Source organism: Marinobacter sp. AN1 (assembly GCF_026013985.1).
Taxonomy (GTDB): Bacteria; Pseudomonadota; Gammaproteobacteria; order Pseudomonadales; family Oleiphilaceae; genus Marinobacter; species Marinobacter segnicrescens.
In genome coordinates, this window is sequence record NZ_CP110342.1 from 2,076,875 (window position 1) to 2,101,953 (window position 25,079).

The following is a 25,079-nucleotide window of genomic DNA, read 5'->3' on the forward strand; positions in this document are numbered from 1 at the left end:
CCGGTAACCTGAAAGAACGATAACAGCTGGAGGAACAATATGGGTCCTGGATTTGGCGCGCGCAGCGGTATTCTGACCCTGACCATCAAGGATAAGGCGGTGCTTTATGCAGCGTATATGCCCTACATTCGCCAGGGCGGCCTGTTCATTCCGACCCAGAAGCAGTACCAGCTGGGGGATGAGGTTTTCCTGCTGCTTAACCTGATGGATGAGCCCGAGAAGATACCTGTCGCCGGCAAGGTGGTGTGGATTACACCCAGGGGTGCCCAGGGAAACCGGGCGGCAGGTATTGGCGTACAGTTCAATGGTGAGGACGAAACCGCCCGCACCAAGATTGAGGCCTACCTGGCAGGGTCACTGAGTTCGGATCGGCCGACCCACACCATGTAGGGTGGGGTGAACTCGCCCGTAGCAACCCTGTGGCACCACCGGGCGCCAATGCCCGCAGTTCCTTTAGGAGGATGAACCGCGTCCATGAACCTTTCCCTGTCTCCGGGCCCCCTGGCCGAAACCGAAGCAAGCTTCACCGAAATGCGTTGGCCGCTCAGGCACATTACCCTGGCAGGCCTGCACTGGCCCGCTTCCGGCGAGTCACGGGACGGCCGCCCGGTCATCATGCTCCATGGCTGGCTTGATAACAGTCTCAGCTTCTGCCGGCTTGCGCCGGGGCTTCGGCAGTTGGGTCCGCTCTGGGCCATTGACCACGCCGGGCATGGCCATTCTGACCACCGGCCGGAAGGTCAGGGTTACCTGCTGGCAGACTATGTGTCTGACGTGGCGGAATTGCTGGAAACCCATTTCAGCGACCATGAAACCGTCGATCTGGTCGGACATTCCCTCGGTGGCATCGTTGCCCTGCTGTTTGCAGCGGCATTTCCGGAAAAAGTTCGCCGGCTGGTGATGATTGACAGCCTGGGGCCTATTTCCAAGGCGCCGGAGGAGGCGGTGAGCCAGCTTCGCCGCGGCATCCGCAAGCGTCTGGCGGGCTCCGGCACCAGCAACACATACCGTAGTCTGGAAGAGGCTGCCCGGCTGCGAACCGGGGGCCGCAACCCCCTGTCAGAAGACATCGCCCAGGTGTTGCTGTCCCGTAACCTTACTGAGGGTGCGGATGGGCTTCGCTGGCGTACGGATCCGCGGCTGAGACATCCCTCGGTCATGATGTTCACTGAAGATCAGGTAATGGCATTTGTCGCTGCTGTGGAGGCGCCGACCCTGCTGGTTCGTGCCGAACACGGGCTGCTGGCCAGTTTCGATCGTTGGCAGGAACGTTTCGACACCCTGGCCGACGTGCGCTGCCTGGATATTGATGGCGGCCATCATTGCCACCTGGATGGTGACACGACGCCCGTTGTAGACGGCATACGTTCGTTCCTGTCCGAGAAGTGAGAATTGCAATGTCTGTCTGTAGTAGCCGTCATTCGCTGTCCAGCCGCCTTGCGCTGATCCTGTTAGCTTCACTGATGCCTTGGCTGCAGGCAGAAGCCAGCGTCCTGCTGGCGTTTCCCCAGGCGGAACTCGAGGAGGAACGGGACCGGTCCTCGTCGTCCTATCGCGTAATGCTGAGCCCCATCCGTGAAGTCGGTTCCGAGCTGCGTGCGGAGAATTCCGTACGCCTGGCTGTGGAAGGTAGCGGCCAGCTCTTCAGGATGGCTCCTGGTATCACCCGCCAGGACGCGAGACGCTGGTACCTGGAACAGCTGCAGAATCGCGGTGCGTCCATCCTGTTCCAGTGTAGCGGGCGGGAATGCGGGCGCAGTAACGTCTGGGCAAACCAGGTGTTCGACCTGGCGACGCTTTATGGCCGTGACGCACAGCAGGACTACCTGGTGGCGGGTTTTGAGGACGGCGAAGGTGGCCGGTGGCTGGTCGTGCTCTATACCGTCACCCGCGGCAACCAGCGGGAGTACCTTTGGCTCGAGCAATTGCAGCTGGCAGACGATGCAGTTTTACCTGGCCTCGATGGTGAAGGCGGTCGACTGGCCGGCCCGGTCATCGTGCCCTGGGAAGGGAGTATTAGCGTAAGTTTCGAGTGGGGTGCTGAAAGCCAGCGTATACTGGACAGTATGGCTTCGGACCCGAATGCCCGCATCGTGATTGCCGGTTTTTCCGGACTCGAACCGGGGGAGACCCTGGAAGCGGCAACTGAGCGGGCCGAGCGGGCAGCCAACACCATGTCGGACCTGCTGGACAGGTCCGGACTGTCCCGCTCACGGCATATTGTCCGGGCTATCGGTCCACTGGTACGGTTCTCGACACCGGAACGCCCCGAGAACCGGATCGAAATCCTCGTCATCAGGCCCCCGGAAGGAAGTAGTGGTAATGAGTGAGACCCCAAAGCCCAGACCCCCTGCAAAATCCGGGAGGACGGAGCGGGTCGGAGCGGTCAGCGTCGGGCAGGGTTCATTACCCCAGGAGACCTATGGTCGTAAAACCGTTGCCCTGGCACTTGGCTCCGGAGGTGCCCGCGGCTATGCCCATATCGGTGCCATCGAGGTGCTCAGTGAGCGCGGTTACGACATTGTCGCTATTTCCGGCTGTTCCATGGGGGCACTGATTGGCGGCGTCCATGCTGCGGGCAAGCTACAGGCCTACAAGGACTGGGTGACCGGTCTTGGACAGTTTGATGTGTTGAAACTGCTCGACCTTACCCTCAACTCTGTGGGGGCTATCCGCGGAGAGAAAGTATTCTCGGTGGTCAGGGAAATGCTCGGGGATACCCGCATTGAAGACTTGCCCCTTGCCTATACGGCCGTTGCGACGGACCTGCTGAGCCACAAGGAGATCTGGTTCCAGGAAGGTCCATTGGACCAGGCGATTCGTGCGTCTATTGCCATACCCGGCCTGATTACCCCGGTCGTGATGAACGGCCGGGTGCTGGTGGACGGTGCACTGCTTAATCCGCTGCCGATCATGCCGACCATCTCGGCCCATGCAGACCTGGTGTTTGCGGTCAATCTCAGCGGTGAGGATGACGCAGGCCGGCGTATACCTGATGCGGCCTTTCATCCGGTAACAGAAGACAGTGAGCTGGATGAATGGGTGGGCAAGGTCCGGGACAAGGCATCGCGCTGGTTTGACTGGGATGTGCTGAAAAGTTTTGGCGGCTGGCGCGATAATGGCGTACCGGACAAGGCCGGCACTCCGGAAGAAAAGCTGGAGGAGGAGGTGAGGGACCAGGCCGAAGAGAAACCCGCGGCACGCCAGGACCCCTGGGCTGAGACCGGCACCATCAATTGGGAAAAACTGGGTATTGGCAAGTTCGATATCATGAACCTGACAATCGAAACCATGCAGAGCGCCCTGGTGCAATACAAACTGGCCGGGTACCCGCCAGACCTGCTGGTGAACGTGCCCAAGAATTCTTGCCGCACCTACGATTACCACAAGGCGCCGGAGTTGATCCAGATCGGTCGCGAACGCATGCACGCCGCCCTGGACCGGTTTGAGAAGCATCGCAGCAGTTCCGGCCCCCTGTCCCTCTGAGGACGCTCAGCCTTCGGGGCTGCCCGGGGGCAGGGAATCCGCGTATAATCCGCCACAATCATTCATGGTCCGCCCCGTGGCGGCCCGGACAAAAGGACCCGGCAGTGACCCGTCCCATTGACGACCTGATCACCGTAAGAGACTACCTCAGGTACGCCGCTTCCCGCTTCAGCGAGGCTGGCCTGTATTACGGCCACGGTACCGACAACCTCTGGGATGAAGCGGTATTGCTTGTCATGCGAAGCCTGCATCTGCCGCTGGAAAACAACAACCTGTTCCTGGAAGCTCGCCTGACCCGGGATGAACGCCAGTTGATACTCGAGCGCATTGAACGACGCATCAATGAACGGCGCCCGGTAGCCTATCTGATTGGCGAAGCCTGGTTCATGGGGTTGCCCTTCCACGTAGATGAGCGGGTCCTGGTGCCTCGATCCCCCATTTCTGAGCTGCTCGAAGCCCGGTTACAGCCCTGGCTGGCGGACCACCCGGTGGAGCGTATCCTGGACCTTTGCACGGGCAGTGGCTGTATCGGTATTGCCGCAGCCACGGTTTTCCCGGAAGCCGAAGTGGAACTTTCCGATATCTCGGAAGATGCCCTTGCTGTCGCGGAATCCAATATCGAGCTGCATGAGCTCGCTGATCGTGTGCTCACCGTTCGTTCGGATGTATTCGACCAGGTAACCGGACGTTATGATGTGATCGTCAGCAATCCGCCCTATGTGGATGCCGAAGACATGGCCGACATGCCAGCCGAATACCACCATGAGCCCCGTCTGGGCCTGGAAGCGGGTGATGATGGCCTCTCTATTGCCCATCGCATACTGGCTGATGCTGCCGAACACCTGAATCCCGGTGGCCTCCTGGTGGTTGAGGTGGGCAACAGCTGGCACGCGCTGGATGCTGCTTATCCTCAGCTACCCTTCACATGGCTGGATTTTGAGAATGGTGGTGACGGGGTCTTCCTGCTGACCCGTGAGCAACTGGTGTCAGGGCTGACAAATTCCTGAGAATCTTTCTGAATACTTTATTACAAGATACTGAATCATGTCCGGAAATACGTTTGGAAAACTGTTTACCGTCACCTCCTTTGGCGAAAGTCACGGGTTAGCTCTGGGTTGTATTATCGACGGCTGTCCGCCTGGGCTGGAGCTCACTGAAGCCGATCTCCAGAAGGACCTGGACCGGCGCAAGCCTGGAACCTCCCGCCACACCACCCAGCGCCGGGAAGCTGACGAGGTGCGTATCCTGTCCGGGGTGTTTGAAGGCAAGACCACGGGTACCCCCATTGGCCTGCTGATCGAGAACACAGATCAACGGTCCAAGGACTATTCGAAAATCGCGCAACAGTTTCGACCGGCCCATGCCGACTACACCTACATGCACAAGTATGGCGTACGGGACTATCGTGGCGGGGGCCGGTCCTCGGCCCGGGAAACCGCCATGCGCGTTGCGGCAGGCGCCGTAGCCCGGAAATACCTGGAGCAGAGGCTGGGCATCCGTATCCGTGGCTACCTGTCTCAACTGGGCCCGATAAAGGCAGAGTCCTTCGACTGGGACCAGGTGCACCAGAACCCCTTCTTCTGCCCGGACGCCGCCAGGGTGCCGGAAATGGAAGCCTACATGGACGCCCTGCGCAAGGAGGGTAACTCCATTGGTGCCCGCATCAACATAGTCGCAGAAGGTGTGCCTCCCGGGCTGGGTGAACCCATCTTTGACCGGCTGGATGCTGACCTGGCCCATGCACTGATGAGTATCAACGCGGTGAAGGGCGTGGAGATCGGCGCCGGTTTTGAGTCGGTGACCCAGAAGGGCACCGAACACCGTGACGAACTGACCCCCGAAGGCTTCCTCAGTAACCATGCCGGTGGTGTTCTGGGTGGCATTTCGTCGGGGCAGCCCATTGTTGCGAGCATTGCACTCAAGCCGACGTCCAGCCTGCGCCTGCCGGGGCAGAGCATCGACGTGGACGGCAACCCGGTGGAAGTGATCACCACGGGCCGCCATGACCCCTGTGTTGGCATACGGGCAACACCCATCGCCGAGGCAATGATGGCCATTGTGCTGATGGATCACTACCTGCGCCACCGGGGTCAGAACGGCGATGTCGAGGTGACGACACCCAATATCGGACAGCGTTGACAGCGGGGGCGAAAGCCCCCGTAACGGGTTTTACCGGACGATCTGAATCTTAAGGAAAACCGTTATTTACTGGCGACTCTCAAACCTTTACTTCTGGTTCTTCGCCCTGCTGGGGTCACTCTTGCCTTACTGGTCCCTGTACCTGGAAGGGCGTGGCTTCTCCTACCTGCAGATCGCCACCCTGATGGCGACCATCCAGCTCACCAAGATCTTCGCTCCCAGCCTGTGGGGATGGCTGGGAGACCGCACCGGTCTGCGGGTTCGGCTGGTGCGCTTCGGCGCTGTCATCGGCTCACTTTGCTTTGCCGGTGTATTCCTGGAGCCGGGCTTTTACGGTCTGCTGCTGGTGATGCTGCTGTTCACCTTCTTCTGGAACGCCATCCTGCCGCTGTACGAAGTGATTACCCTGCGTGTGCTGGGCCGCCAGAAGGAACGTTATGGCCGGATCCGTCTGTGGGGGTCTGTAGGTTTCATCGGTGACGTAGCCATTATCGGAGGGGTGCTGGAACGGGTACCCATTACATCGCTGCCCTGGCTATTGCTGCCGGTGTTTGCTGGTATCGCCATCTCGGCGTTCCTGGTCCCTTCAGAGCGGGGCGAGAAAAAAGCCCCCGCGCCCCGGGGCAGCCTCAAGGCCATCGTCAGCCATCCCGCCGTGGTAGCCTTCTTTGCCATGAACTTTCTGTTGCAGGTATCCCACGGAGCCTACTACACGTTCTTCAGCATCCATCTGGAGCAGTTCGGCTACAGCAAGCTCAGCATCGGCCTGCTCTGGTCCCTGGGTGTCCTGGCGGAAATTGGCCTGTTCCTGGTCATGCACCGGATTACCCGGCATTTCTCCGTACGCCAGATTGCCATCGGCGCGCTCATGCTGACCATGGTTCGCTGGATCCTTATTGCTGAAGTCACCGACGTAGTCTCTGTCCTTATCTTCGCGCAATTACTCCACGCTGCCTCGTACGGCGCGTTGCACGTTATCTCCGTGCAGTACGTCCAGGGCTTCTTCGGCCAGCACCACCACGGGCAGGGGCAGGCGCTCTATAGTGGCTTGACCTTTGGCGCTGGTGGCGCAGTGGGGGCCTGGCTCTCCGGCTTCCTGGTGGAGGGCTTCAACACCTCGATCGCCTTCTGGGGCGGCGCCATCGCCATGGTCTTCGCCGTCGGCATTACCTGGCGCTGGCTGCGGCCACCACCGGAGAGCACCGTTACCTGATCTCACCGGCAATCCCCAGCAGTGCCCTTGCCTGGGGACTCAGCGTTCGCCCTCTCAGCCCGATAGCGCCGAGGAAACGGCTTACCCGGTGCGGCACGGGTACCACCTTCAGGGATTCATCCACCATATTGACCGGTAGCACGCTCCACCCGAGACCAACGCCGGCCATAACCTTCAGCGTTTCCATATAATTGGTTGGCATGGGCAGGTTCAGGGGCAAATCTGCGTCCAGGAACAACCGGCTCACTGTCCGATAGGTCGCGGTACCTGCCTCCGGCAGCAGGGCATCGTAGCGGGATAGCTCAGCCAATCCGGGGCTGTCCAGCTGCGCCAGAGGATGGTCCGGCGACACCACGAACGCCATGCGGTCCTCCCAGCGCACATGCACTTCAAACGACTGGTCCATACTCTCACTCAGCGTCACAAACGCCAATTCCGCCGTCCGCTTGCGCATCTGGTCATAGGCACCCTCCGAGTCCATAAACTGCAGCCCCAGCGACACCTCCGGATACTCACGACTCAGCCGCTGCAACCAGGCTGGCAGGTGGTGTAATCCGATATGGTGGCTGGCAATCAACGCCAGGTGCCCCGACACCTCACCGGCCCCGTCCTGCAGCGCCAGCCGGGCATTATGCACCTCATCGAGAATCCGCCGGGCATGGGGCAGCAACCGGGCGCCGGCATCGGTTAGCCGGATCTGCCGGTGGCTACGTTCCAGCAGCGGAGTCCCCAGCTGATTCTCCAGGGCCGCCAGTCGCTTACTGATGGCCGGCTGGGTCAGGTGGAGGGTTTCGGCAGCTTCCGAAAAAGATCCTTGATCAATGATCGTGATGAAGGCTTTTAACGCATTGGAGTCCATATGAGCAGAACCTGAATGCGGCCAGCACAAGGTATGCAGGACGGGGTGGGGGATGGCTTTTCCGGACCGTCGAGCGCCAGGGAAGGCGCTCGTCGAGCCCTACATGGACGTACTTGCGGGCGTGTCCGGAAAAGCCATCCCGCTCACCGGCCTTCGCACCCAAATCTCAGGCCTGGTTTAAAGGGAACTTGGCACCGGTAACTCGTTCGTCATGAATATACCATTCCATTCAGGAATGTATTAGATAAAAAACATGAATTGCGGTTATTCATATCAGGGGAGTAAAATCCACCCATAGCAATCAAAACCAGACCCGAACAACCGAGAGAGACACCACCATGGCGGGCAAGACCTTATACGACAAATTGTGGGACGACCACCTGGTCAAACAGCGGGATGACGGCTCGGCCCTGATCTACATCGACCGGCAACTGCTCCACGAAGTCACCTCACCGCAGGCCTTCGAAGGACTGCGCCTGGCCGGTCGCAAACCATGGCGCATCGACGCCAACATCGCCACGCCGGACCATAACGTCCCCACCACCGACCGCGAGCGGGGCGTAGAGGGCATCGTCGACCCGGTCTCCCGGATCCAGGTAGAAACCCTCGACAAGAACTGCGACGAGTTTGGCATCCTCGAATTCAAGATCAAGGACCAGCGCCAGGGCATCGTCCACGTCATAGGGCCAGAGCAGGGCGCCACCCTGCCGGGTATGAGCATCGTCTGTGGTGACTCCCACACCTCCACCCACGGCGCCTTCGGCTGCCTTGCCCACGGCATCGGCACCTCCGAAGTGGAACACGTGCTGGCCACCCAATGCCTGGTCCAGCAGAAGATGAAAAACATGCTGGTCAAGGTCAATGGCAAGCTTGGTCCCGGCGTGACCGGCAAGGATGTGGTACTGGCCATTATCGGCAGGATCGGCACCGCCGGCGGCACTGGCTACGCCATCGAGTTTGGCGGTGAGGCCATCCATGACCTGAGCATGGAAGCCCGCATGACCATCTGCAACATGTCCATCGAAGCTGGCGCCCGTGTTGGTATGGTCAGCGTTGATGACACCACCATCGACTATGTTAAAGGCCGTCCGTTTTCCCCGAAAGGCGAACAATGGGACAGGGCCGTAGACTACTGGCGCACATTGCATAGCGATGACGACGCCGTGTTTGACAAGGTGGTGGAGCTGGAAGCTTCCGAAATCCAGCCCCAGGTAAGCTGGGGGACCAGTCCGGAAATGGTCACCGGTGTTGATGGTTCGGTACCGGATCCGGACCGGGAAGACGATCCCATCAAACGCGAAGGCATCGTCCGGGCGCTGAAGTATATGGGCCTTCAGCCCAACCAGAAGATCACTGACATCAAACTGGATCGTGTTTTCATTGGCTCCTGCACCAACAGCCGCATCGAAGACCTGCGGGAAGCGGCCAAGGTTGTAAAAGGCCACAAGGTGTCTCCGACCCTGAAGCAGGCCATGGTGGTGCCGGGCTCCGGCCTGGTGAAGGCCCAGGCCGAGAAGGAAGGCCTCGACAAGGTCTTTATCGAAGCCGGCCTGGAATGGCGGGACCCGGGCTGCTCCATGTGCCTGGCCATGAACGCCGACAAGCTGGGGCAGGGGGAGCATTGCGCGTCCACCTCCAACCGTAACTTCGAGGGGCGCCAGGGCTTTGGTGGCCGGACTCACCTGGTCAGCCCCGCCATGGCGGCGGCAGCAGCCATAAAGGGTCATTTCGTCGATGTCCGCGAAATGATGAACTGATTGATCCACAGGAGACAAAGCCATGCGCGCATTCAAGCAACATCAGGGCGTCGTCGCCCCCATGGACCGGTCCAATGTGGATACGGACATGATCATCCCCAAGCAATTCCTGAAATCCATCAAGCGGACCGGCTTTGGCCCCAACCTGTTTGATGAACTGCGTTACCTGGACGAGGGCAAGCCTGACCAGGACTGTTCCAACCGGCCCCTGAACCCGGATTTCGTACTCAACCAGGATCGCTACAGGAACGCCAGTGTGCTGCTGGCCCGCCGCAACTTCGGTTGCGGCTCAAGCCGCGAACATGCCCCCTGGGCCCTGGATGACTTTGGATTCCGCGTGATCATTGCCCCGAGCTTTGCGGATATCTTCTACAACAACTGCTTCAAGAATGGCCTGTTACCCATTGTTCTTGATGAAGAAGTGGTTGAGAGGATTTTCCAGGAGACCTATGAGAATGAGGGTTATCAGCTGTCCATTGACCTGGAAGCAAAGACGGTTACAACACCGTCCGGCGAATCCTTCAGCTTTGACGTGGACGATTTCCGCCGCCACTGCCTGCTGAACGGACTGGACGATATCGGCGTGACCCTTGAGGACGCAGACCTTATCCGCGACTACGAAAACAAGCGGCGCGAAACGGCCCCATGGCTGTTCAACACGGCGAACTGATCATCCAAGCAGACAACGGAAAAAATATTATGTCCAGAAGCGTACTGATGCTGCCCGGTGACGGGATTGGCCCGGAAATCGTGGCCGAGGCCGAGAAAGTCCTGAACAAGGTTAACGACCAATTCGATCTGGGACTGCAGTTCGAAACCGGCCTGGTCGGTGGTGCTGCCATCGACGAAACCGGCGAACCACTGCCCAGCGACACCCTGGAGCGGGCGAAGAAGGCCGACGCCATCCTGCTGGGTGCCGTTGGCGGTCCCAAGTGGGACAAACTGGAAATGGCAAAGCGGCCGGAAAAGGGGCTGCTGGGCCTGCGCTCCAACCTTGAGCTGTTTGCGAACCTGCGGCCAGCCATCCTGTACCCGCAGCTGGCGTCGGCATCTTCCCTCAAACCTGAGGTGGTGTCCGGCCTGGACATCATGATTGTCCGTGAACTGACCGGTGGTATCTATTTCGGCCAGCCCCGAGGCGTTCGTGAGCTTGAGGGCGGCGAGCGGCAGGGTTTTAATACCTATGTCTACAGTGAGTCCGAGATCCGTCGCATTGGCCGGGTTGCCTTCGAGGCGGCACAGCAACGCAATGGCAAGCTCTGTTCCGTGGACAAGGCCAATGTCCTGGAAGTTACTGTACTCTGGCGGGAAATCATGAATGACCTGGCAAAGGAGTATCCGGACGTGGAACTGTCTCATATGTACGTGGACAACGCCGCCATGCAGCTGGTCCGCGCACCCAAGCAGTTCGACGTGATTGTGACCGGCAACATGTTTGGTGATATCCTTTCGGATGAAGCGGCCATGCTCACCGGCTCCATCGGCATGCTGCCGTCCGCCTCGCTGAACTCCGAAAAACAGGGCATGTATGAGCCCTGCCACGGGTCAGCGCCGGACATTGCCGGGCAGGGCATTGCCAACCCGCTGGCCACTATCCTTAGTGGTGCCATGATGTTGCGCTACAGCCTGGGCGAGGAAGAAGCCGCCGAGGCCATTGAGGCAGCGGTCAGCAAGGTACTGGACCAGGGGCTGCGCACTGCGGACATCATGTCCGAGGGTGCAAAACAGGTTTCTACCCGTGAAATGGGTGAAGCTGTGCTGGCGGCCCTGTAAGCTTCAGGTACCATTTGTTTCATCGAAACCCGACGGCAGCACAATGCCGCTGCTGCGGGGTCATCCATCCTGTCCCTGCCAGCGATAACGGTAGCGGGCGGGCATAGAGTCAAAGGTCGCACATGAAGCGAGTTGGACTTGTAGGTTGGCGTGGCATGGTGGGCTCGGTCCTCATGCAGCGCATGCGTGAAGAAAACGACTTTGCTGACATCGATCCGGTGTTTTTCTCCACCTCCCAGACCGGTAAACCGGCCCCGGATGTTGGCAAGGATGGCGTTCCGCCACTCCAGGACGCCTTTGATATCGACACCCTGAAAACCCTGGATGTCATCGTTACCTGCCAGGGCGGTGATTACACCAATGCGGTCTATCAAAAGCTCCGTGATGCGGGCTGGGACGGCTACTGGGTTGATGCTGCTTCCACACTGCGCATGGTGGATCACTCTGTCATTGTTCTCGATCCGGTCAATCGTAATGTCATCGATGCGGCATTGGACAAGGGCGTCAAGGATTACATCGGCGGTAACTGCACCGTCAGCCTGATGATGCTGGCCCTGGGCGGCCTGCTGGAGCAGGACCTGATCGAGTGGGTGTCCCCCATGACCTATCAGGCGGCCTCCGGTTCCGGCGCCCAGAATATGCGTGAGCTTCTTAATCAGATGGGTGAGCTCAACGGCGCGGTGAAGTCCGAGCTGGAAGATCCGTCCTCGGCCATCCTGGAGATTGACCGCAAGGTTACCGAGACCATGCGTGCCGGCAGTTTCCCCACCGAGCACTTCCAGGTACCGCTGGCAGGCAGCCTGATTCCGTTTATCGACAAGCAGCTCGATAACGGCATGAGTAAGGAAGAGTGGAAAGCGGGCGTCGAGACCAACAAGATTCTTGGTCGCAGTGATAACCCGATCCCCATTGACGGTATCTGTGTCCGGATCGGTGCCATGCGTTCCCACAGCCAGGCGCTGACCATCAAGCTGAAGAAGGACCTGCCGGTTTCAGAGATCGAATCGATCCTGGCAAAGGCCAATGACTGGGTGAAGGTCATCCCCAATGAGAAGGAGGCCACCATCGAGGAGCTGACGCCGGCGAAGGTTACCGGCACCCTCAGTATCCCGATCGGCCGTATCCGCAAACTGACCATGGGCCCGGAATACATCTCCGCGTTCACCGTGGGTGACCAGTTGCTGTGGGGGGCGGCGGAACCCCTGCGGCGGATGTTGCGGATCCTGCAGGAGCGTTAAAAATCTGTCGCGGACAAGTGCGTGTAATGCCAACTGTGTACCGTTTCAGGTAACAGGCCAGGGGCGGCGGCTGAAATCAGTCGCCGCCCCTGTTATTTTCTGAGATCTTCTCCTTGGCTATCCCGGGATAGCCAAGGCAGTTCTAATCTTGGTTTCACAACTGGTTCCGTGAAATACATCAGGAAGTGGTACAAAGTTGATGCGTGATTGATTGATAAAGAAGGCATTATCAACAATACTTTCGAAACCCTAATTTTAATAACACGAAAGTCATCCAACCTCGTCCGAATCTGTATTCAATATGCGGTAACGAATAACGGAGACTGGTAAGGAAAAAGCATGAAGGTACGCAAGCTTGCGGTTGCTCTGGCTCTGGCGGGAGGGCTTGGTTCCGGTGTCGCACAGGCATTGGGGCTCGGGGAAATAGAACTACAGTCCTATCTCAACCAGCCATTGGATGCAGAGATCGACGTAAACAGGGCCGGAGGCGTCAGTCCGGGCGATATTATCGTCAACCTGGCATCGGAACGTGACTACGAACGTGTCGGTCTCCGCCGTGACTACTTCCTTACCCAGCTGGATTTCAACGTAACCACTGCACCTAACGGTGAGCTGGTTATCTCTGTCACTTCCCGGGACCCCGTCCGCGAGCCGTACCTCAACTTCCTGGTGGAAGTAACCTGGCCCAGCGGCCGCGTCATGCGTGAATATTCGGTACTTGTAGACCCGCCGGTTTATGCGGAAGAATCCGGCGATACCCAGCCGGTTCAGCAAGCCCGGACTACGGCTGTTACCAGTGAGTCCCCATCCCGGCCTCGCGCCGAGTCCGGCTCCACCTCGACCGGTCGGAGTGCAGCAGCAACATCCTCCGGTCCGCGTACCCTGGGTCCTGTCCAGGCATCGGATACGCTGTGGGAGATTGCCCAGTCCATAAGGCCCGACAACAGTGTCTCCATGCAGCAGGTCATGCTGGCCATCCAGGACCTGAACCCGGACGCATTTATTAATGGCAATATCAACCGACTCAAGCGTGGCGCCGTTCTGCGGGTGCCGGATATGGATGATATCCGATCCCGGAGCCAGGCCCAGGCCAACCGTGAGGTCGCCGCGCAGAACCAGGCGATCGCCCAGCCGGAGCCTTCCGTCGATGCGACCGCCGGGGATGTAGCTGATGCCTCGGGTGGCACAAGTGAAGCAGGTCAGCAGGGTGCCGATGAGCTCAGGTTGGTGGTTCCCGGAGAGGGTGAAGACGCCCGTAGTGAAGGTTCTGCCAGCGGTGACGGTACCCAGGGTGGCACTGCGGATGCTGGCTCCGCGATAGCCCTCGAAGAACTGGACAGCGTACGCCGGGAAAACGAAGAGCTGAACAGTCGCCTCCAGGATTTGCAGGATCAGGTGGAGACACTTGAGCGGCTGATCGAACTGAAAGACAGCCAGCTTGCGGAAATTCAGGGAAGTGTTGGCCAGGGCGACGCTGAAGTTGTGCCTGGCGCCGGCGATGAAGCCACTGCCGATGCCGCCGACGAGAACCGCTCTGTCGCAGAAGGAGCCACTTCTGGTACCGGTGACGACAACCTTGCTGGCGTGGATCAAAGTGGGACTGGAGTAGCTGAAGACGCTTTCGGAGCAGAGGTTTCTGCGGACGCAGCGGCTGGCGAAGACGGACAGCCACCCGAGTCTGAATCAGCGGAAACGCCCGCCGCGGGCGCCGGAGAGAGCGACTCAACAGAAACAGCCCAGACTACTGACCTGGACCAGGGTTTAAGTGCCGAAGAGGACGCCGAAAGCACGGCAGAACCGATCCAGGCAGACGAGCCCGTGGCCGCCACCGGCGAACAGCCTGAGCAGCAGCCTGCTACCACCATCGCTGAGGAACGTACTGCACCGGAGAAAGGGTTCCTGGCAACCGCTATCGACCTGATCGCCGGAAACTTCATGTACCAGATTGCGCTTGGCGGTTTCCTTGTGCTGCTGTTGTTGCTGGTGCTGCTTGTTTCCCGGCGCCGTGCCAGCAAGGACGAAGAATTTTACCAGCAACTTGATGATGAGTCCGATGACGATGGTTTCGAGCTGACCCTGGGTGAAGAAGAGGCAGCAGCTTCCGGGAATGCCCTGGAGGAAGCCGACCGGTACATCTCCTACGGCCAGCATGATTCTGCTGCGGAAGTACTGGAGAATGCCATCTCTCGTGAACCCAGCCGTTCCGATCTGCGGCTGAAGTTGCTGGCTGTCTATGCGGATACCGGTAACCGGGCCGCCTTCGACAAGCAGTATGCCGAACTGGAAGCCATGGAGCACGATGACGTCCAGCCGGAAGCTGAGGCCTTGAGGGCGCGTCTGGAAGAAGTCGAATCCACACCGAGCATTGATGAACTCGAATCCCAGCTACGGGGCGGCGACAGCCTTGGTACCCCCGCGGCAGACGAAACAGTTTTTGCTGAGGGTAACGCTGCTTCATCTGAAGCACCGGCCGACCCGGAAACCAGCGAGCTGATGTCTGCCTTCGAAGAGCTGGATCTGCCGGAAGAGGAATCCCGGGCTGGCGACGAGCCGGAAGAGGACGGCGATATCGAATACGACTTTACCGGTTTCGATACTACCGGCGCTGATGAGCCTGCGGGTAAGGCGGCAGCGGCTGAGGGCGACACGGTCGAGGAGCGCTTGGCCGAGGACGACTTCGCGAGCATCGATTTCGAGTTGCCGGCAGAAGACAGCGCCACCGCGGAAGCCGCGGACGAGCCCTCTGAACAGCCACTCGACCTGGAAGACGACTTCAGTTCCCTGGAGTTGGACGATGCCGGTATCGACAGCGAGCCCCGTGCGGAAGACGTTGAGGGCGCGGCCGACCTCAGTGAAGAGGATAACCTGGACTTCGGCGACCTCGACCTGGAAGATGCTGCCGCCGAGCAAGGGCCTGTCGACCAGTCTGCCAATCCGGAAGAAGAAGCCGACCTCGACGAGTCTTTCCTCGACGAACTGGATGCGGAGCTGGACAAGGTTTCCTCGGAGGAAGATGAAACGACTGACGGTCTGGACGACCTTGAGCTGGATGTGTCTGATGAAGACCTGGCGCTGATGGATCAGGCCTCAGATAGTGAGCCGGAGGATGAAAGCCAGTTGGATCTGGGTGACCTTGACCTGGATGAGCAGGCGCTTTCCGAAGCGCAAGGTACCGAGGAAGACGATCTGTCTGACTTCGATATCCCAGAGCTGGAAAGCGACGAAGCCCTGGAGGAGGAACTTGGCGAATCCGGAGTTGATGCGGTTACCCCCGCGACCGGAGTCTCCGGTATCGATGAGATCAGTGAGGCATCCCTTGGCGATGACGATGATTTCGATTTCCTGTCCGGTACCGACGAGGTGGCTACGAAGCTGGACCTGGCCCGCGCCTACGTGGACATGGGAGACAGCGAAGGTGCACGGGAGATTCTTGAAGAGGTAATCCTCGAAGGCACGGACGAGCAAAAGGAAGATGCCCAGTCATTGCTCAAAAAGCTGCCCTGATACGTTATAATCCTGCCCCTGAACTGAACGCCGGCCCAGAGCCGGCGTTCTTTTATGTCCGTAATCCCATTATTTTCAGGTAGACACTTGTTTCAGACCCCGGTAGCACTGACCACCGACAACGCCATCGGACAGGGCAGGGTTGCACTTGCCCTGGAGTACGATGGTGCCGCGTACCATGGCTGGCAAAAGCAGAAGAGCGGTGTCCCTTCGGTCGAGGAAGAACTGGTTCGCGCAGTCAGCAAGGTGGCCAACGAACCTGTCGAACTGGTCTGTGCCGGGCGTACAGACGCCGGTGTCCATGGCAGTTACCAGTTGGTGCACTTTGATACCAATGCAGTCAGGGACCTGCGGTCCTGGGTCATGGGCATCAATACCGCACTACCGCCTTCCATTGTGGTTCATTGGGCCGGAAACACCCCGGAACCCTTCCACGCGCGCTTTTCAGCCGTGTACCGGCGCTATCGTTATGTTATCTTCAACGGTCCGGTCCGCCCGGCGTTGCTGGCACGCCAGCTGAGCTGGACGTTTCGCCCGCTGGACGAGAAGGCGATGCAGGAAGGGGCCCGGCAACTCGAAGGTGAGCACGATTTCAGTTCTTTCCGGGCCGCGGGGTGTCAGTCCCGGTCTCCCTGGCGTTTCGTGGAGTTTGTCCGGGTCTGCCGCCGGGGTGATTTTGTGGTCATTGATGTCCAGGCCAATGCCTTCCTTCACCATATGGTGCGGAATTTTGCCGGTGCGTTGATGGCGGTCGGGCAGGGAAAGTACCCGCCGCAGTGGGTGGCTGAGGTTCTGGCCGGAAAGGACCGGCGTATGGCCGGGATCACCGCACCGGCGGCCGGTCTGTACCTGGTGGATGTGGGGTACCCTGCAGAGTTTGGTATTCCCCGGGCCAGCTGTGGGCCGGCTTTTGTCAGACCCTGGTTCGAAGATGATCAGAATGCGCCCATTGCCCCGAGCTGGGTCCACCGTAAGACGCCACTAAGTAGCTGAGCAGGATACGCCGAGAGGAGCAGAGTGCAGCCCACCCGTATTCGTACCAAGATTTGTGGTATCACCCGGCCGGAAGACGCCCTTGCAGCGGCGGAAGCCGGTGCGGATGCTATCGGGCTGGTGTTTTACGAGCCCAGCCCCCGGAGTGTGTCCATCGAGCAGGCCCGGGCCATTGTCAGCAGTGTACCGGCGTTTGTCACCGTTACCGGTTTGTTCGTAAACCCCGACAGGATGGCGGTGGAACAGGTCCTGTCCAGGGTACCGCTCGACCTGCTGCAGTTTCATGGTGATGAACCGCAGGATTTCTGCCAGCAATTTCATCGTCGCTGGATAAAGGCGGTCCGGGTACAGCTGAGGAGCGACATTGAACAGGCATTTGATAGCTGGAGCCAGGCATCGGGTTTGCTGGTGGATGCGTATGACCCTCAACGCTATGGCGGTACCGGACAACGTTTCGACTGGTCTGTCATACCTGAAAAACGACCCATGCCGCTGATTCTTGCCGGAGGCCTGGAGGCCGGCAACGTGGCCCGCGCTATCCGTCAGGTCCGTCCCTGGGGCGTGGACGTCAGCGGTGGGGTGGAAGCTTTCGACATCGAACGCGGAACAGCCCTGAAGGGCATCAAGGACGCCGCCAAAATTACCGAGTTTCTGAGCGAGGTTAATAGTGTCAATCAAACTGACTGAAGAAATGCTGAGCCATCTGCCGGACGCCAGGGGGCACTTCGGCGCCTATGGTGGCCGCTTTGTATCCGAAACCCTGATGGATTCCCTGATGACCCTGGAACGGGAGTACCTGCGCCTCAAGAAGGACCCCGACTTCCAGGCAGCCTTTGACAAGGACCTGGCCCATTACGTAGGCCGACCAAGCCCGCTGTACTTTGCCGAGCGTCTGACTCGTGAGACCGGTGGCGCCCAGATCTGGCTCAAACGTGAAGATCTTAACCACACCGGCGCCCACAAGGTGAACAACACTATTGGGCAGGCCCTGCTGGCAGCGTTTCTGGGCAAGAAACGCATCATTGCAGAAACCGGTGCGGGTCAGCACGGGGTGGCTACGGCCACTGTATGCGCCCGTCTCGGCCTTGAATGTCATGTGTTCATGGGGGCCGAGGACGTGCGCCGTCAGTCCCTGAACGTCTATCGCATGAAGCTGCTTGGCGCCCAGGTCCACGCCGTCCAGAGCGGTACCCGTACCCTCAAGGATGCCATGAACGAGGCCATGCGGGATTGGGTAGCCAATGTCGACGATACCTTCTATATCATCGGTACCGTTGCAGGCCCCCATCCTTATCCGTTGCTGGTCCGTGATTTCCAGTCGGTTATCGGTCGCGAGACCCGGGCTCAGGCCCTTGAGCAGGCCGGCAAACTGCCGGATGCCCTGGTGGCCTGTGTGGGAGGGGGATCCAATGCTATCGGTATGTTCTATCCGTTCCTCACTGACGAATCAGTACAACTTTATGGTGTCGAGGCAGGTGGTCTTGGCGTTGAAACCGGCCAGCACGCGGCACCCCTGGCAGCGGGGCGCCCAGGTGTCCTCCATGGTAACCGAACCTACCTGATGGAAGATGAGAACGGCCAGATTGCCGCTACTCACTCCGTCTCTGCCGGCCTCGACTACCCCGGTGTTGGACCGGAGCACAGCTGGTTGAAGGATATCGGTCGGGCCAACTACGTGTCGGTAACCGATCAGGAGGCGCTGGACGCATTCCGCAAACTGACCCGTGTCGAAGGTATCATGCCGGCCCTGGAAACCGCCCATGCAGTGGCCTACACCATCAAGCTGGCAGCCACCATGGATCCGGAACAGATGGTGGTGATCAATATTTCCGGCCGGGGCGACAAGGACATCCATACCATCGCCGAACTGGACGGTATTGAGGTCTGATAACCGTTCCGGTGAACCGGGTCTATTTCTTACAGGAGCAGGCATGAGTCGAATTACAGGGGTACTCGAGACCCTCAAGGAACAGGGCCGCAAGGCATTGATCCCATACATTACCGCCGGGGATCCCCATCCGGACCAGACCGTGGACCTGATGCATGCGCTGGCGGCGGCCGGAGCCGATATCATTGAGCTGGGAGTACCCTTCTCCGACCCGATGGCCGACGGCCCGGTCATTCAGCTGGCCTGTGAGCGGGCGCTGAAACATGGCACCTCCCTGCGGCAGGTGATTGGCATGGTAAAAACTTTCCGTGAACAGGATCAGGACACCCCTGTGGTGTTGATGGGATACCTCAACCCGATGGAAGCCATGGGCTACGAAGTCTTTGCCGATGCGGCGGCCGAGGCTGGTGTCGACGGCATCCTCACGGTGGACCTGCCTCCGGAGGAAGCGGAGGACGTGGCTCCACTGTTTTCCCGCCGCAATATGGACCCGATTTTCCTGCTCGCCCCCACCACCACTGATGACCGGATACGTGCAATCAGTGAACACTCTTCCGGCTATGTGTACTATGTTTCAGTCAAAGGGGTAACTGGCTCTGCAGCCATTGATGTGGAGGAGGTTGGTCGCAAGGTGGCCAATGTTCACCGGATAACTGCCTTGCCGGTTGGCGTTGGTTTCGGAATCCGTGACGCAGACACCGCAGCCGCGGTGGGTAAGGTATCCGATGGTGTAATAGTCGGCTCCGTGCTGGTGGATACAATAGCCCACCACCAGACAGATCCCGCCGCTCTCAGACAGGCCCTGACGGATCTGTTGCACCCGATGCGCGAAGCACTGGACGCGCTGGCCTGAGGCCGCCCGTACAGTGAATGGAATGACAGGATGACAACATGAGTAACTGGCTAGACAAGATCATGCCGAGCAAGATTCGCTCGGAATCCAAGCAGCGGACTGGTGTGCCGGAAGGGCTGTGGAAGAAATGCCCGAAATGTGGGGCGTTCCTGTACAAGCCTGAACTGGACAAGAACCTGGATGTTTGCCCCAAATGTAACCACCACCTGCGGGTAACTGCACGGCGGCGGTTGGAAATCTTCCTCGACGAAGATGGTCGTGAAGAGGTCGCAGCGGACCTGGAACCCTGGGATCGGCTCAAGTTCAAGGACACCCGCCGCTACAAGGAACGCCTGGCGCAGAACCAGAAAGCCACCGGCGAGAAAGACGCACTGGTGGTCATGAAGGGTCGTACCCTGGGCATTCCACTGGTCGCTTGTGCGTTCGAATTCAACTTCCTCGGCGGCTCCATGGGGCAGGTCGTTGGTGAAAAGTTTGTCCAGGCCGCGAATATCTGCCTGGAAGAGCGCATTCCGCTGGTGTGTTTCTCGGCGTCCGGTGGTGCACGCATGCAGGAGGCGATCCTGTCCCTGATGCAGATGTCCAAGACGGCAGCCGTGCTGGAACGGATGAAGCAGGAAGGCATCCCCTATATCTCGGTGATGACGGACCCGGTGTTCGGCGGTGTGTCTGCCAGCCTTGCCATGCTGGGTGACCTCAATATTGCCGAGCCCTACGCACTGATCGGGTTTGCCGGCCCCCGTGTTATCGAGCAGACCGTCCGGGAAAAGCTGCCGGAAGGCTTCCAGCGCAGCGAATTCCTGCTGGAGCACGGCGCCATCGACATGATTCTCCACCGTCACAAGATGCGGGAGCGGATTGCGGCCATCCTGGCCAAGTTCACGGGCCAGGAAAAACCGGCCGCCGATGAACCCATCGAGTTCGATGTGAGTGAAAGGCCGGACAGTCCCGACGTAGCCGATGCCAGGGAATGAAACCATCCCGGCCCCCGGGCCGGGCGCATCCCTTGATCAGTGGCTGACCTACCTGGAGTCCATTCACCCGGTGGAAATGGACCTGGGACTGGACAGGGTGCTGCTGGTCCTGCGGCGACTGATGCCGGCCCGGCCAAGGGCCCGGGTGATTACCATTGGCGGCACCAACGGAAAGGGCAGTACCGTCGCTGCCCTGGAAGCCCTGTTGCTAGCAAGTGGTGAATCGGTCGGCAGCTATACGTCTCCCCACCTGATTGATTACAACGAAAGGGTTCGTGTTAATGGCAGTAACGCCAGTGATGAGGCCTTTATCCGGGCCTTCGAACAGGTGGAAGTTGCCAGGCGCGACACCACCCTGACGTATTTCGAGTTCGGCACCCTGGCGGCCTTTCTGATCATGGCCGAGGCCGGTGTCAGTAACATGGTGCTTGAGGTGGGCCTGGGGGGGCGGTTGGATGCTGTCAACACCCTCGATGCGGATCTTGCAATTATAACGTCCGTGGACCTGGATCACACCGCCTGGCTGGGTGATGACCGCAATACGATCGGCTTCGAGAAGGCCGGAATTCTCCGTCCAGGACAAACGGCGATCTACGCAGACCTGGATCCACCCCCTTCGGTGTTGCAGCAAGCCAATGCACAGCGTGTGAACCTTCTCCGGCCCGGTAATGGCTATGTCGTCCTGCAGGAAGGCGGGCATGTGGCTGTCATGACGGACTCCGGGCACCAGGTCGTCCTTCCCGGCGACCGCCTGCCGGTTCATAGCCTTGCTGCCGCTGCCGTCGCAGCAACCGAGCTTGGTCTGTCGTTGTTTGACCAGCGTATCGGTGAAGTACTGGCCGGGGTATCGCTGGCGGGAAGGTTTGAGCAGGTCAGTCATCACCCGGATGTGTTCCTGGACGTGGGCCATAACCCCCACGCCGCCCAATGGTTGTCCCGCCGGTTGTCATTCCTTCGTCGTACCGGGGGTTATACCCGCATCGTTGCCGTGTATGGGGGGCTTGCCGATAAAGACTCCGCTGGCGTAGCACGGGCGCTTCTACCTGTCGTGGATCACTGGCTCCTCGGCGGACTGGATGTCCCTCGCGGCTTGTCGGCGACAGCCCTTCAGGATCGCCTGGGTTCCGTGATCCCCATGGGCCGACTTACGGTCTGCGACAGCATAAGGGAGGCAATTTCGGAGGCAATGGCAAGCGCGGGCGCTGAAGGGCTGGTGCTGGTCTTTGGGTCGTTCTTCACAGTGGCTGAAGGGCGTCGCTACTTTTCCGCAAGCCCTTAAATATTGGTCATAGACCCGCTGCCACTTTGAGTTGGGGTTTTACGACAGTTATATTCAATGGTGTCGATGCCTCGAAAGGGGCTGGTCGTTAACCGGTTACAATGCCGGGGGCTGCAACAGGGAGCCGAAGTAACGTGAGTGGATTGAAACAGCGGATTATAGGCGCACTGGTGCTGATTTCACTGGCGGTGATTTTCGTACCAATGATGTTTGACGAGCCCCATAACGAGCGGGCTGTGCGTTCCCTGGATATTCCGGAAGAGCCTCCATTCCCGGAGGTGAACGCCCCCGGGGATGCAGACCGACTTGAGGGTGTGCCGAGCTACCGGGTTGAGCAACTTGACCCTGCTCCAGTCCCCGACGTCATTGAAGCCCCGGCCATGGGCCAGGAGCCTTCGGTAGCCGGGGACGACTCGGCGTCGGCTGAAGCAGGGGACCCGGTGCCGCTGGTTGGGGAGCAGGACCCCGAAAGCCCGCCTTCGGTCCGGCAGGAAACCCGGCCCGCAGAAGTTACCGACACCGAGGTTCCTGCCGAAGTTGCTGACAGCGATGCCGGACCCGCGTCCGGCGACGAAGCTTCTGAAGCGGACGCCGACGCCGATTTCCAGCGCACACTGGAGGGCGCGTGGATCCTCCAGTTGGGCAGCTTTGGTAATGCGGATAACGCGCGCCGCCTGCGTGATAACGTGAGGGAGCGGGGTTACGGTGCCCACTTGCAGGAGGTGACTCGGGGTGACCAGCGTCTGGTAAGGGTGTTTTCCGGTCCGTTCGCCGAAAAGGCAGAAGCCGAAAAGGCCAAGTCCGTTCTGGACGAGGCATTCGGCATCAAGTCCCTCGTCACCAAGGGCGAAGGCTGAGACTGTCCGCAGACTGAGCGATGGGGCAGGGCGTCCAGCACGCCTTCCCGGTTGTGGCTTGCGATGGGGTAATTGGTTTGGGTTGCCGGTGATTCCTGATAGAATTCGCGGTTCCTGTTCATCACCGGGTAATTCATGAACGCGCTGATCTGGATCGACTGGGTCATCATCGCCCTGCTGACAATCTCCACCCTGATCAGCCTGAAAAGGGGCTTTGTCAGGGAAGCCCTGTCGCTCATTACCTGGGTGGCAGCGTTCATTGTCGCCCGCACGTTTCATCCGCAAATGCAGTCCCTTCTGGCTGGCACGGTGGAAACTCCCCTGGTTCGCCTGATTGCCGCCTTTGCTATCCTTTTCGTGGCCACTTTGATTGTCGGCGCCATTATCAACAACCTGATTGGCCACCTGGTCCGGGTAACCGGCCTGAGTGCCACCGACCGTGTGCTGGGGATGGTTTTCGGGTTGCTGAGGGGCGTGGTCGTTGTTGTGGTCGCCATTGCCTTTACCCGTTACACCCCGCTGGCTGAGGACACCTGGTGGCGCACCTCCGTAATGATTGAACGGCTTGGTGTGGTCGAGGACTGGTCCCGGCGAACCTTTGGTGATGAATTCGAACGTTTCCTTGGGCCCGCGCCAGACGGTGACGTGGTCCGGGAGCAGGTGTCCGACGCCGTCAAGGCTCAGGCGCTGTAAGTAACGCAGTCGTTTCAATGTTCTGGAGAACGCAGCACCCATGTGTGGAATTGTAGGAATTGTCAGTACGCAGTATGTCAATCAGGCGTTGTATGACGCTCTGACGGTACTCCAGCACCGGGGTCAGGACGCGGCCGGTATCGTAACCTTCCAGGATGACCGGTTTTATCTGCGTAAGGACAATGGCCTGGTGCGTGATGTGTTCCGCACCTCCCACATGCGCAGGCTGGTTGGTAACGTTGGCATCGGTCATGTACGGTATCCCACCGCCGGAAGTTCCAGTTCGGCCGAGGCGCAGCCGTTCTACGTGAACAGTCCCTATGGGATCACACTGGCCCATAACGGCAACCTGACTAACGCCGATGACCTGTCCCGGGACCTGTTCCGCACCGACCTGCGCCATATCAACACCAATTCCGACTCGGAAGTGCTGCTCAACGTATTTGCCCATGAACTGCAGAAACTGGGCAAGCTCGACCCCAGCAAGGACGAAATCTTTGCTGCAGTGCGTGCCGTACACCAGCGCTGCCGGGGAGCCTATGCGGTGATTGCCATGATTACCGGCTACGGCATCGTCGGCTTCCGCGACCCTAACGGTATCCGTCCGGCTTGTTATGGTGTGCGGGAGACCGCGGAGGGCAAGGAATACATGATTGCCTCTGAAAGCGTGGCCCTGAGCGCAGCCGGGTTCAAACTGGTGCGGGACATAGCGCCGGGTGAAGCGGTTTATATCGAAACTGATGGCACGCTCTATACCCAGCAGTGCGCAGAGGCTCCGAGCCTGAACCCCTGTATCTTCGAGCATGTCTACTTCGCGCGGCCCGACTCCATCATGGACCAGGTGTCGGTCTACAAGGCCCGGCTGCGCATGGGTGAAACCCTGGCTGACAAGGTGCTTCGCGAGCGCCCTGACCACGATATTGATGTAGTGGTGCCCATCCCGGATACCAGCCGGACCTCTGCGCTTCAGATGGCCCACCGGCTCGGCGTGAAGTTCCGGGAAGGCTTCATCAAGAATCGCTATATCGGCCGAACCTTCATCATGCCGGGTCAGAAGATGCGCAAGAAGTCGGTGCGCCAGAAGCTCAATCCCATTGACCTGGAATTCCGTGGCAAGAATGTAATGCTGGTTGACGACTCCATCGTGCGAGGGACCACCTGCCATGAAATTATCCAGATGGCCCGTGACGCCGGGGCGCGCAAGGTCTACTTCGCCTCGGCCGCTCCCCCGGTACGTTTTCCCAATGTTTACGGCATCGATATGCCATCCCCCGGGGAACTGATTGCCCACGACCGCACCGTGGAAGAGATCCAGACCCTGATTGGGGCTGACTGGCTGGTCTACCAGGACCTTGAAGACCTGATCTCCTGCGTTAACGATGTGAACCCGGACATAGAGGGCTGGGAGTGTTCCGTATTCAATGGAAAGTACATTACCGGCGACGTTGACGACGCCTACCTGGCCAGGCTGGATGCGCAGCGCCGGGATGAGGCCCGTGAAGCGGCCCAGGCCGGGCTCCCCGAAGACAACGGTATTATCGACCTGCACAACGACGAAGACTGAGGCTAGCAC

The 25,079-nt window shown here is 59.5% G+C and carries 22 protein-coding genes; 21 read left to right on the plus strand and 1 reads right to left on the minus strand.

Annotated features, from left to right (window positions below; translation table 11 throughout):
• Positions 1 to 39 precede the first annotated feature (39 nt).
• The 7 genes from LJ360_RS09590 to LJ360_RS09620 all read left to right on the plus strand — a co-directional run bounded on the left by LJ360_RS09590 (position 40) and on the right by LJ360_RS09620 (position 6,838).
• Positions 40 to 390, plus strand: coding sequence for a PilZ domain-containing protein (locus LJ360_RS09590; protein WP_091850305.1), 351 nt, complete (start codon positions 40 to 42; stop codon positions 388 to 390).
• 84 nt (positions 391 to 474) lie between these two features.
• On the plus strand, positions 475 to 1,389 hold the full coding sequence (locus LJ360_RS09595) for an alpha/beta fold hydrolase (RefSeq protein WP_264995946.1): 915 nt from the start codon (positions 475 to 477) through the stop codon (positions 1,387 to 1,389).
• 8 nt (positions 1,390 to 1,397) lie between these two features.
• Positions 1,398 to 2,330 carry a DUF4892 domain-containing protein gene (locus LJ360_RS09600; protein WP_264995947.1) on the plus strand — a complete coding sequence of 311 codons (933 nt, stop codon included), beginning with the start codon at positions 1,398 to 1,400 and terminating at the stop codon, positions 2,328 to 2,330.
• Positions 2,323 to 3,486, plus strand: a complete 1,164-nt coding sequence (locus LJ360_RS09605) for a patatin-like phospholipase family protein (protein ID WP_264995948.1) — start codon at positions 2,323 to 2,325, stop codon at positions 3,484 to 3,486. The genes LJ360_RS09600 and LJ360_RS09605 overlap by 8 nt, the downstream gene beginning before the upstream one ends.
• Positions 3,487 to 3,590: 104 nt before the next feature.
• Positions 3,591 to 4,493, plus strand: coding sequence for a 50S ribosomal protein L3 N(5)-glutamine methyltransferase (gene prmB, locus LJ360_RS09610; protein ID WP_264995949.1), 903 nt, complete (start codon positions 3,591 to 3,593; stop codon positions 4,491 to 4,493).
• A gap of 37 nt (positions 4,494 to 4,530) precedes the next feature.
• Positions 4,531 to 5,625, plus strand: coding sequence for a chorismate synthase (aroC, locus tag LJ360_RS09615; protein ID WP_264995950.1), 1,095 nt, complete (start codon positions 4,531 to 4,533; stop codon positions 5,623 to 5,625).
• Positions 5,626 to 5,734: 109 nt separating this feature from the next.
• Entirely contained in the window at positions 5,735 to 6,838 is a 1,104-nt protein-coding gene (locus LJ360_RS09620) for an MFS transporter (protein ID WP_264996020.1), read from the plus strand.
• Here LJ360_RS09620 and LJ360_RS09625 read toward each other — a convergent pair.
• The gene (locus tag LJ360_RS09625) at positions 6,831 to 7,697 is read right to left on the minus strand and encodes a LysR family transcriptional regulator (protein WP_264995951.1); all 867 of its coding nucleotides are present in this window, start codon (positions 7,695 to 7,697) and stop codon (positions 6,831 to 6,833) included. The two genes, LJ360_RS09620 and LJ360_RS09625, sit on opposite strands and share 8 nt — an antisense overlap.
• A gap of 338 nt (positions 7,698 to 8,035) precedes the next feature.
• Here LJ360_RS09625 and leuC point away from each other — a divergent pair, with 338 nt between their 5' ends.
• The 14 genes from leuC to purF all read left to right on the plus strand — a co-directional run bounded on the left by leuC (position 8,036) and on the right by purF (position 25,070).
• A complete protein-coding gene (gene leuC / locus LJ360_RS09630) occupies positions 8,036 to 9,454 on the plus strand; it encodes a 3-isopropylmalate dehydratase large subunit (RefSeq protein ID WP_091850320.1) in 1,419 nt (472 codons plus the stop codon).
• Positions 9,455 to 9,476: 22 nt separating this feature from the next.
• Complete coding sequence (gene leuD / locus LJ360_RS09635) at positions 9,477 to 10,124, plus strand: 3-isopropylmalate dehydratase small subunit (protein WP_264995952.1); 648 nt, start codon at positions 9,477 to 9,479, stop codon at positions 10,122 to 10,124.
• Between the two features lie 29 nt (positions 10,125 to 10,153).
• Positions 10,154 to 11,227, plus strand: a complete 1,074-nt coding sequence (gene leuB, locus LJ360_RS09640) for a 3-isopropylmalate dehydrogenase (protein ID WP_264995953.1) — start codon at positions 10,154 to 10,156, stop codon at positions 11,225 to 11,227.
• Between the two features lie 122 nt (positions 11,228 to 11,349).
• Positions 11,350 to 12,465: an aspartate-semialdehyde dehydrogenase gene (gene asd / locus LJ360_RS09645; protein WP_264995954.1), complete on the plus strand. Its 1,116-nt coding sequence runs from the start codon at positions 11,350 to 11,352 to the stop codon at positions 12,463 to 12,465.
• Between the two features lie 339 nt (positions 12,466 to 12,804).
• On the plus strand, positions 12,805 to 15,969 hold the full coding sequence (locus LJ360_RS09650; RefSeq protein ID WP_264995955.1) for a FimV/HubP family polar landmark protein: 3,165 nt from the start codon (positions 12,805 to 12,807) through the stop codon (positions 15,967 to 15,969).
• 87 nt (positions 15,970 to 16,056) lie between these two features.
• A complete protein-coding gene (gene truA, locus LJ360_RS09655) occupies positions 16,057 to 16,962 on the plus strand; it encodes a tRNA pseudouridine(38-40) synthase TruA (RefSeq protein WP_177186029.1) in 906 nt (301 codons plus the stop codon).
• Between the two features lie 24 nt (positions 16,963 to 16,986).
• Positions 16,987 to 17,649, plus strand: a complete 663-nt coding sequence (locus LJ360_RS09660; protein WP_091850332.1) for a phosphoribosylanthranilate isomerase — start codon at positions 16,987 to 16,989, stop codon at positions 17,647 to 17,649.
• Between the two features lie 4 nt (positions 17,650 to 17,653).
• Positions 17,654 to 18,850, plus strand: a complete 1,197-nt coding sequence (gene trpB / locus LJ360_RS09665) for a tryptophan synthase subunit beta (RefSeq protein ID WP_177186031.1) — start codon at positions 17,654 to 17,656, stop codon at positions 18,848 to 18,850.
• A gap of 43 nt (positions 18,851 to 18,893) precedes the next feature.
• Positions 18,894 to 19,703, plus strand: a complete 810-nt coding sequence (gene trpA / locus LJ360_RS09670) for a tryptophan synthase subunit alpha (RefSeq protein ID WP_264995956.1) — start codon at positions 18,894 to 18,896, stop codon at positions 19,701 to 19,703.
• A 38-nt stretch (positions 19,704 to 19,741) separates the two neighbouring features.
• Entirely contained in the window at positions 19,742 to 20,677 is a 936-nt protein-coding gene (accD, locus tag LJ360_RS09675) for an acetyl-CoA carboxylase, carboxyltransferase subunit beta (RefSeq protein WP_264995957.1), read from the plus strand.
• Positions 20,664 to 21,956: a bifunctional tetrahydrofolate synthase/dihydrofolate synthase gene (gene folC, locus LJ360_RS09680; RefSeq protein WP_264995958.1), complete on the plus strand. Its 1,293-nt coding sequence runs from the start codon at positions 20,664 to 20,666 to the stop codon at positions 21,954 to 21,956. Before accD ends, folC begins: the two co-directional genes overlap by 14 nt.
• A 134-nt stretch (positions 21,957 to 22,090) precedes the next feature.
• Positions 22,091 to 22,813 carry an SPOR domain-containing protein gene (locus tag LJ360_RS09685; protein ID WP_264995959.1) on the plus strand — a complete coding sequence of 241 codons (723 nt, stop codon included), beginning with the start codon at positions 22,091 to 22,093 and terminating at the stop codon, positions 22,811 to 22,813.
• A gap of 135 nt (positions 22,814 to 22,948) precedes the next feature.
• Positions 22,949 to 23,506, plus strand: coding sequence for a CvpA family protein (locus LJ360_RS09690; RefSeq protein ID WP_091850343.1), 558 nt, complete (start codon positions 22,949 to 22,951; stop codon positions 23,504 to 23,506).
• A 40-nt stretch (positions 23,507 to 23,546) separates the two neighbouring features.
• The gene (gene purF, locus LJ360_RS09695) at positions 23,547 to 25,070 is read left to right on the plus strand and encodes an amidophosphoribosyltransferase (protein ID WP_091850345.1); all 1,524 of its coding nucleotides are present in this window, start codon (positions 23,547 to 23,549) and stop codon (positions 25,068 to 25,070) included.
• Positions 25,071 to 25,079: the final 9 nt, after the last annotated feature.

Excerpts from the sequence above, each read along its gene's own strand:
- LJ360_RS09590 (WP_091850305.1), top strand. The coding sequence starts at position 40 with ATGGGTCCTGGATTTGGCGCGCGCAGCGGTATTCTGACCCTGACCATC.
- LJ360_RS09595 (WP_264995946.1), top strand. The coding sequence starts at position 475 with ATGAACCTTTCCCTGTCTCCGGGCCCCCTGGCCGAAACCGAAGCAAGC.
- LJ360_RS09600 (WP_264995947.1), top strand. The coding sequence starts at position 1,398 with ATGTCTGTCTGTAGTAGCCGTCATTCGCTGTCCAGCCGCCTTGCGCTG.
- LJ360_RS09605 (WP_264995948.1), top strand. The coding sequence starts at position 2,323 with ATGAGTGAGACCCCAAAGCCCAGACCCCCTGCAAAATCCGGGAGGACG.
- aroC (WP_264995950.1), top strand. The coding sequence starts at position 4,531 with ATGTCCGGAAATACGTTTGGAAAACTGTTTACCGTCACCTCCTTTGGC.
- LJ360_RS09625 (WP_264995951.1), bottom strand. The coding sequence starts at position 7,697 with ATGGACTCCAATGCGTTAAAAGCCTTCATCACGATCATTGATCAAGGA.
- leuC (WP_091850320.1), top strand. The coding sequence starts at position 8,036 with ATGGCGGGCAAGACCTTATACGACAAATTGTGGGACGACCACCTGGTC.
- leuD (WP_264995952.1), top strand. The coding sequence starts at position 9,477 with ATGCGCGCATTCAAGCAACATCAGGGCGTCGTCGCCCCCATGGACCGG.
- leuB (WP_264995953.1), top strand. The coding sequence starts at position 10,154 with ATGTCCAGAAGCGTACTGATGCTGCCCGGTGACGGGATTGGCCCGGAA.
- asd (WP_264995954.1), top strand. The coding sequence starts at position 11,350 with ATGAAGCGAGTTGGACTTGTAGGTTGGCGTGGCATGGTGGGCTCGGTC.
- LJ360_RS09650 (WP_264995955.1), top strand. The coding sequence starts at position 12,805 with ATGAAGGTACGCAAGCTTGCGGTTGCTCTGGCTCTGGCGGGAGGGCTT.
- trpB (WP_177186031.1), top strand. The coding sequence starts at position 17,654 with ATGCTGAGCCATCTGCCGGACGCCAGGGGGCACTTCGGCGCCTATGGT.
- trpA (WP_264995956.1), top strand. The coding sequence starts at position 18,894 with ATGAGTCGAATTACAGGGGTACTCGAGACCCTCAAGGAACAGGGCCGC.
- accD (WP_264995957.1), top strand. The coding sequence starts at position 19,742 with ATGAGTAACTGGCTAGACAAGATCATGCCGAGCAAGATTCGCTCGGAA.
- folC (WP_264995958.1), top strand. The coding sequence starts at position 20,664 with ATGCCAGGGAATGAAACCATCCCGGCCCCCGGGCCGGGCGCATCCCTT.
- LJ360_RS09690 (WP_091850343.1), top strand. The coding sequence starts at position 22,949 with ATGAACGCGCTGATCTGGATCGACTGGGTCATCATCGCCCTGCTGACA.
- purF (WP_091850345.1), top strand. The coding sequence starts at position 23,547 with ATGTGTGGAATTGTAGGAATTGTCAGTACGCAGTATGTCAATCAGGCG.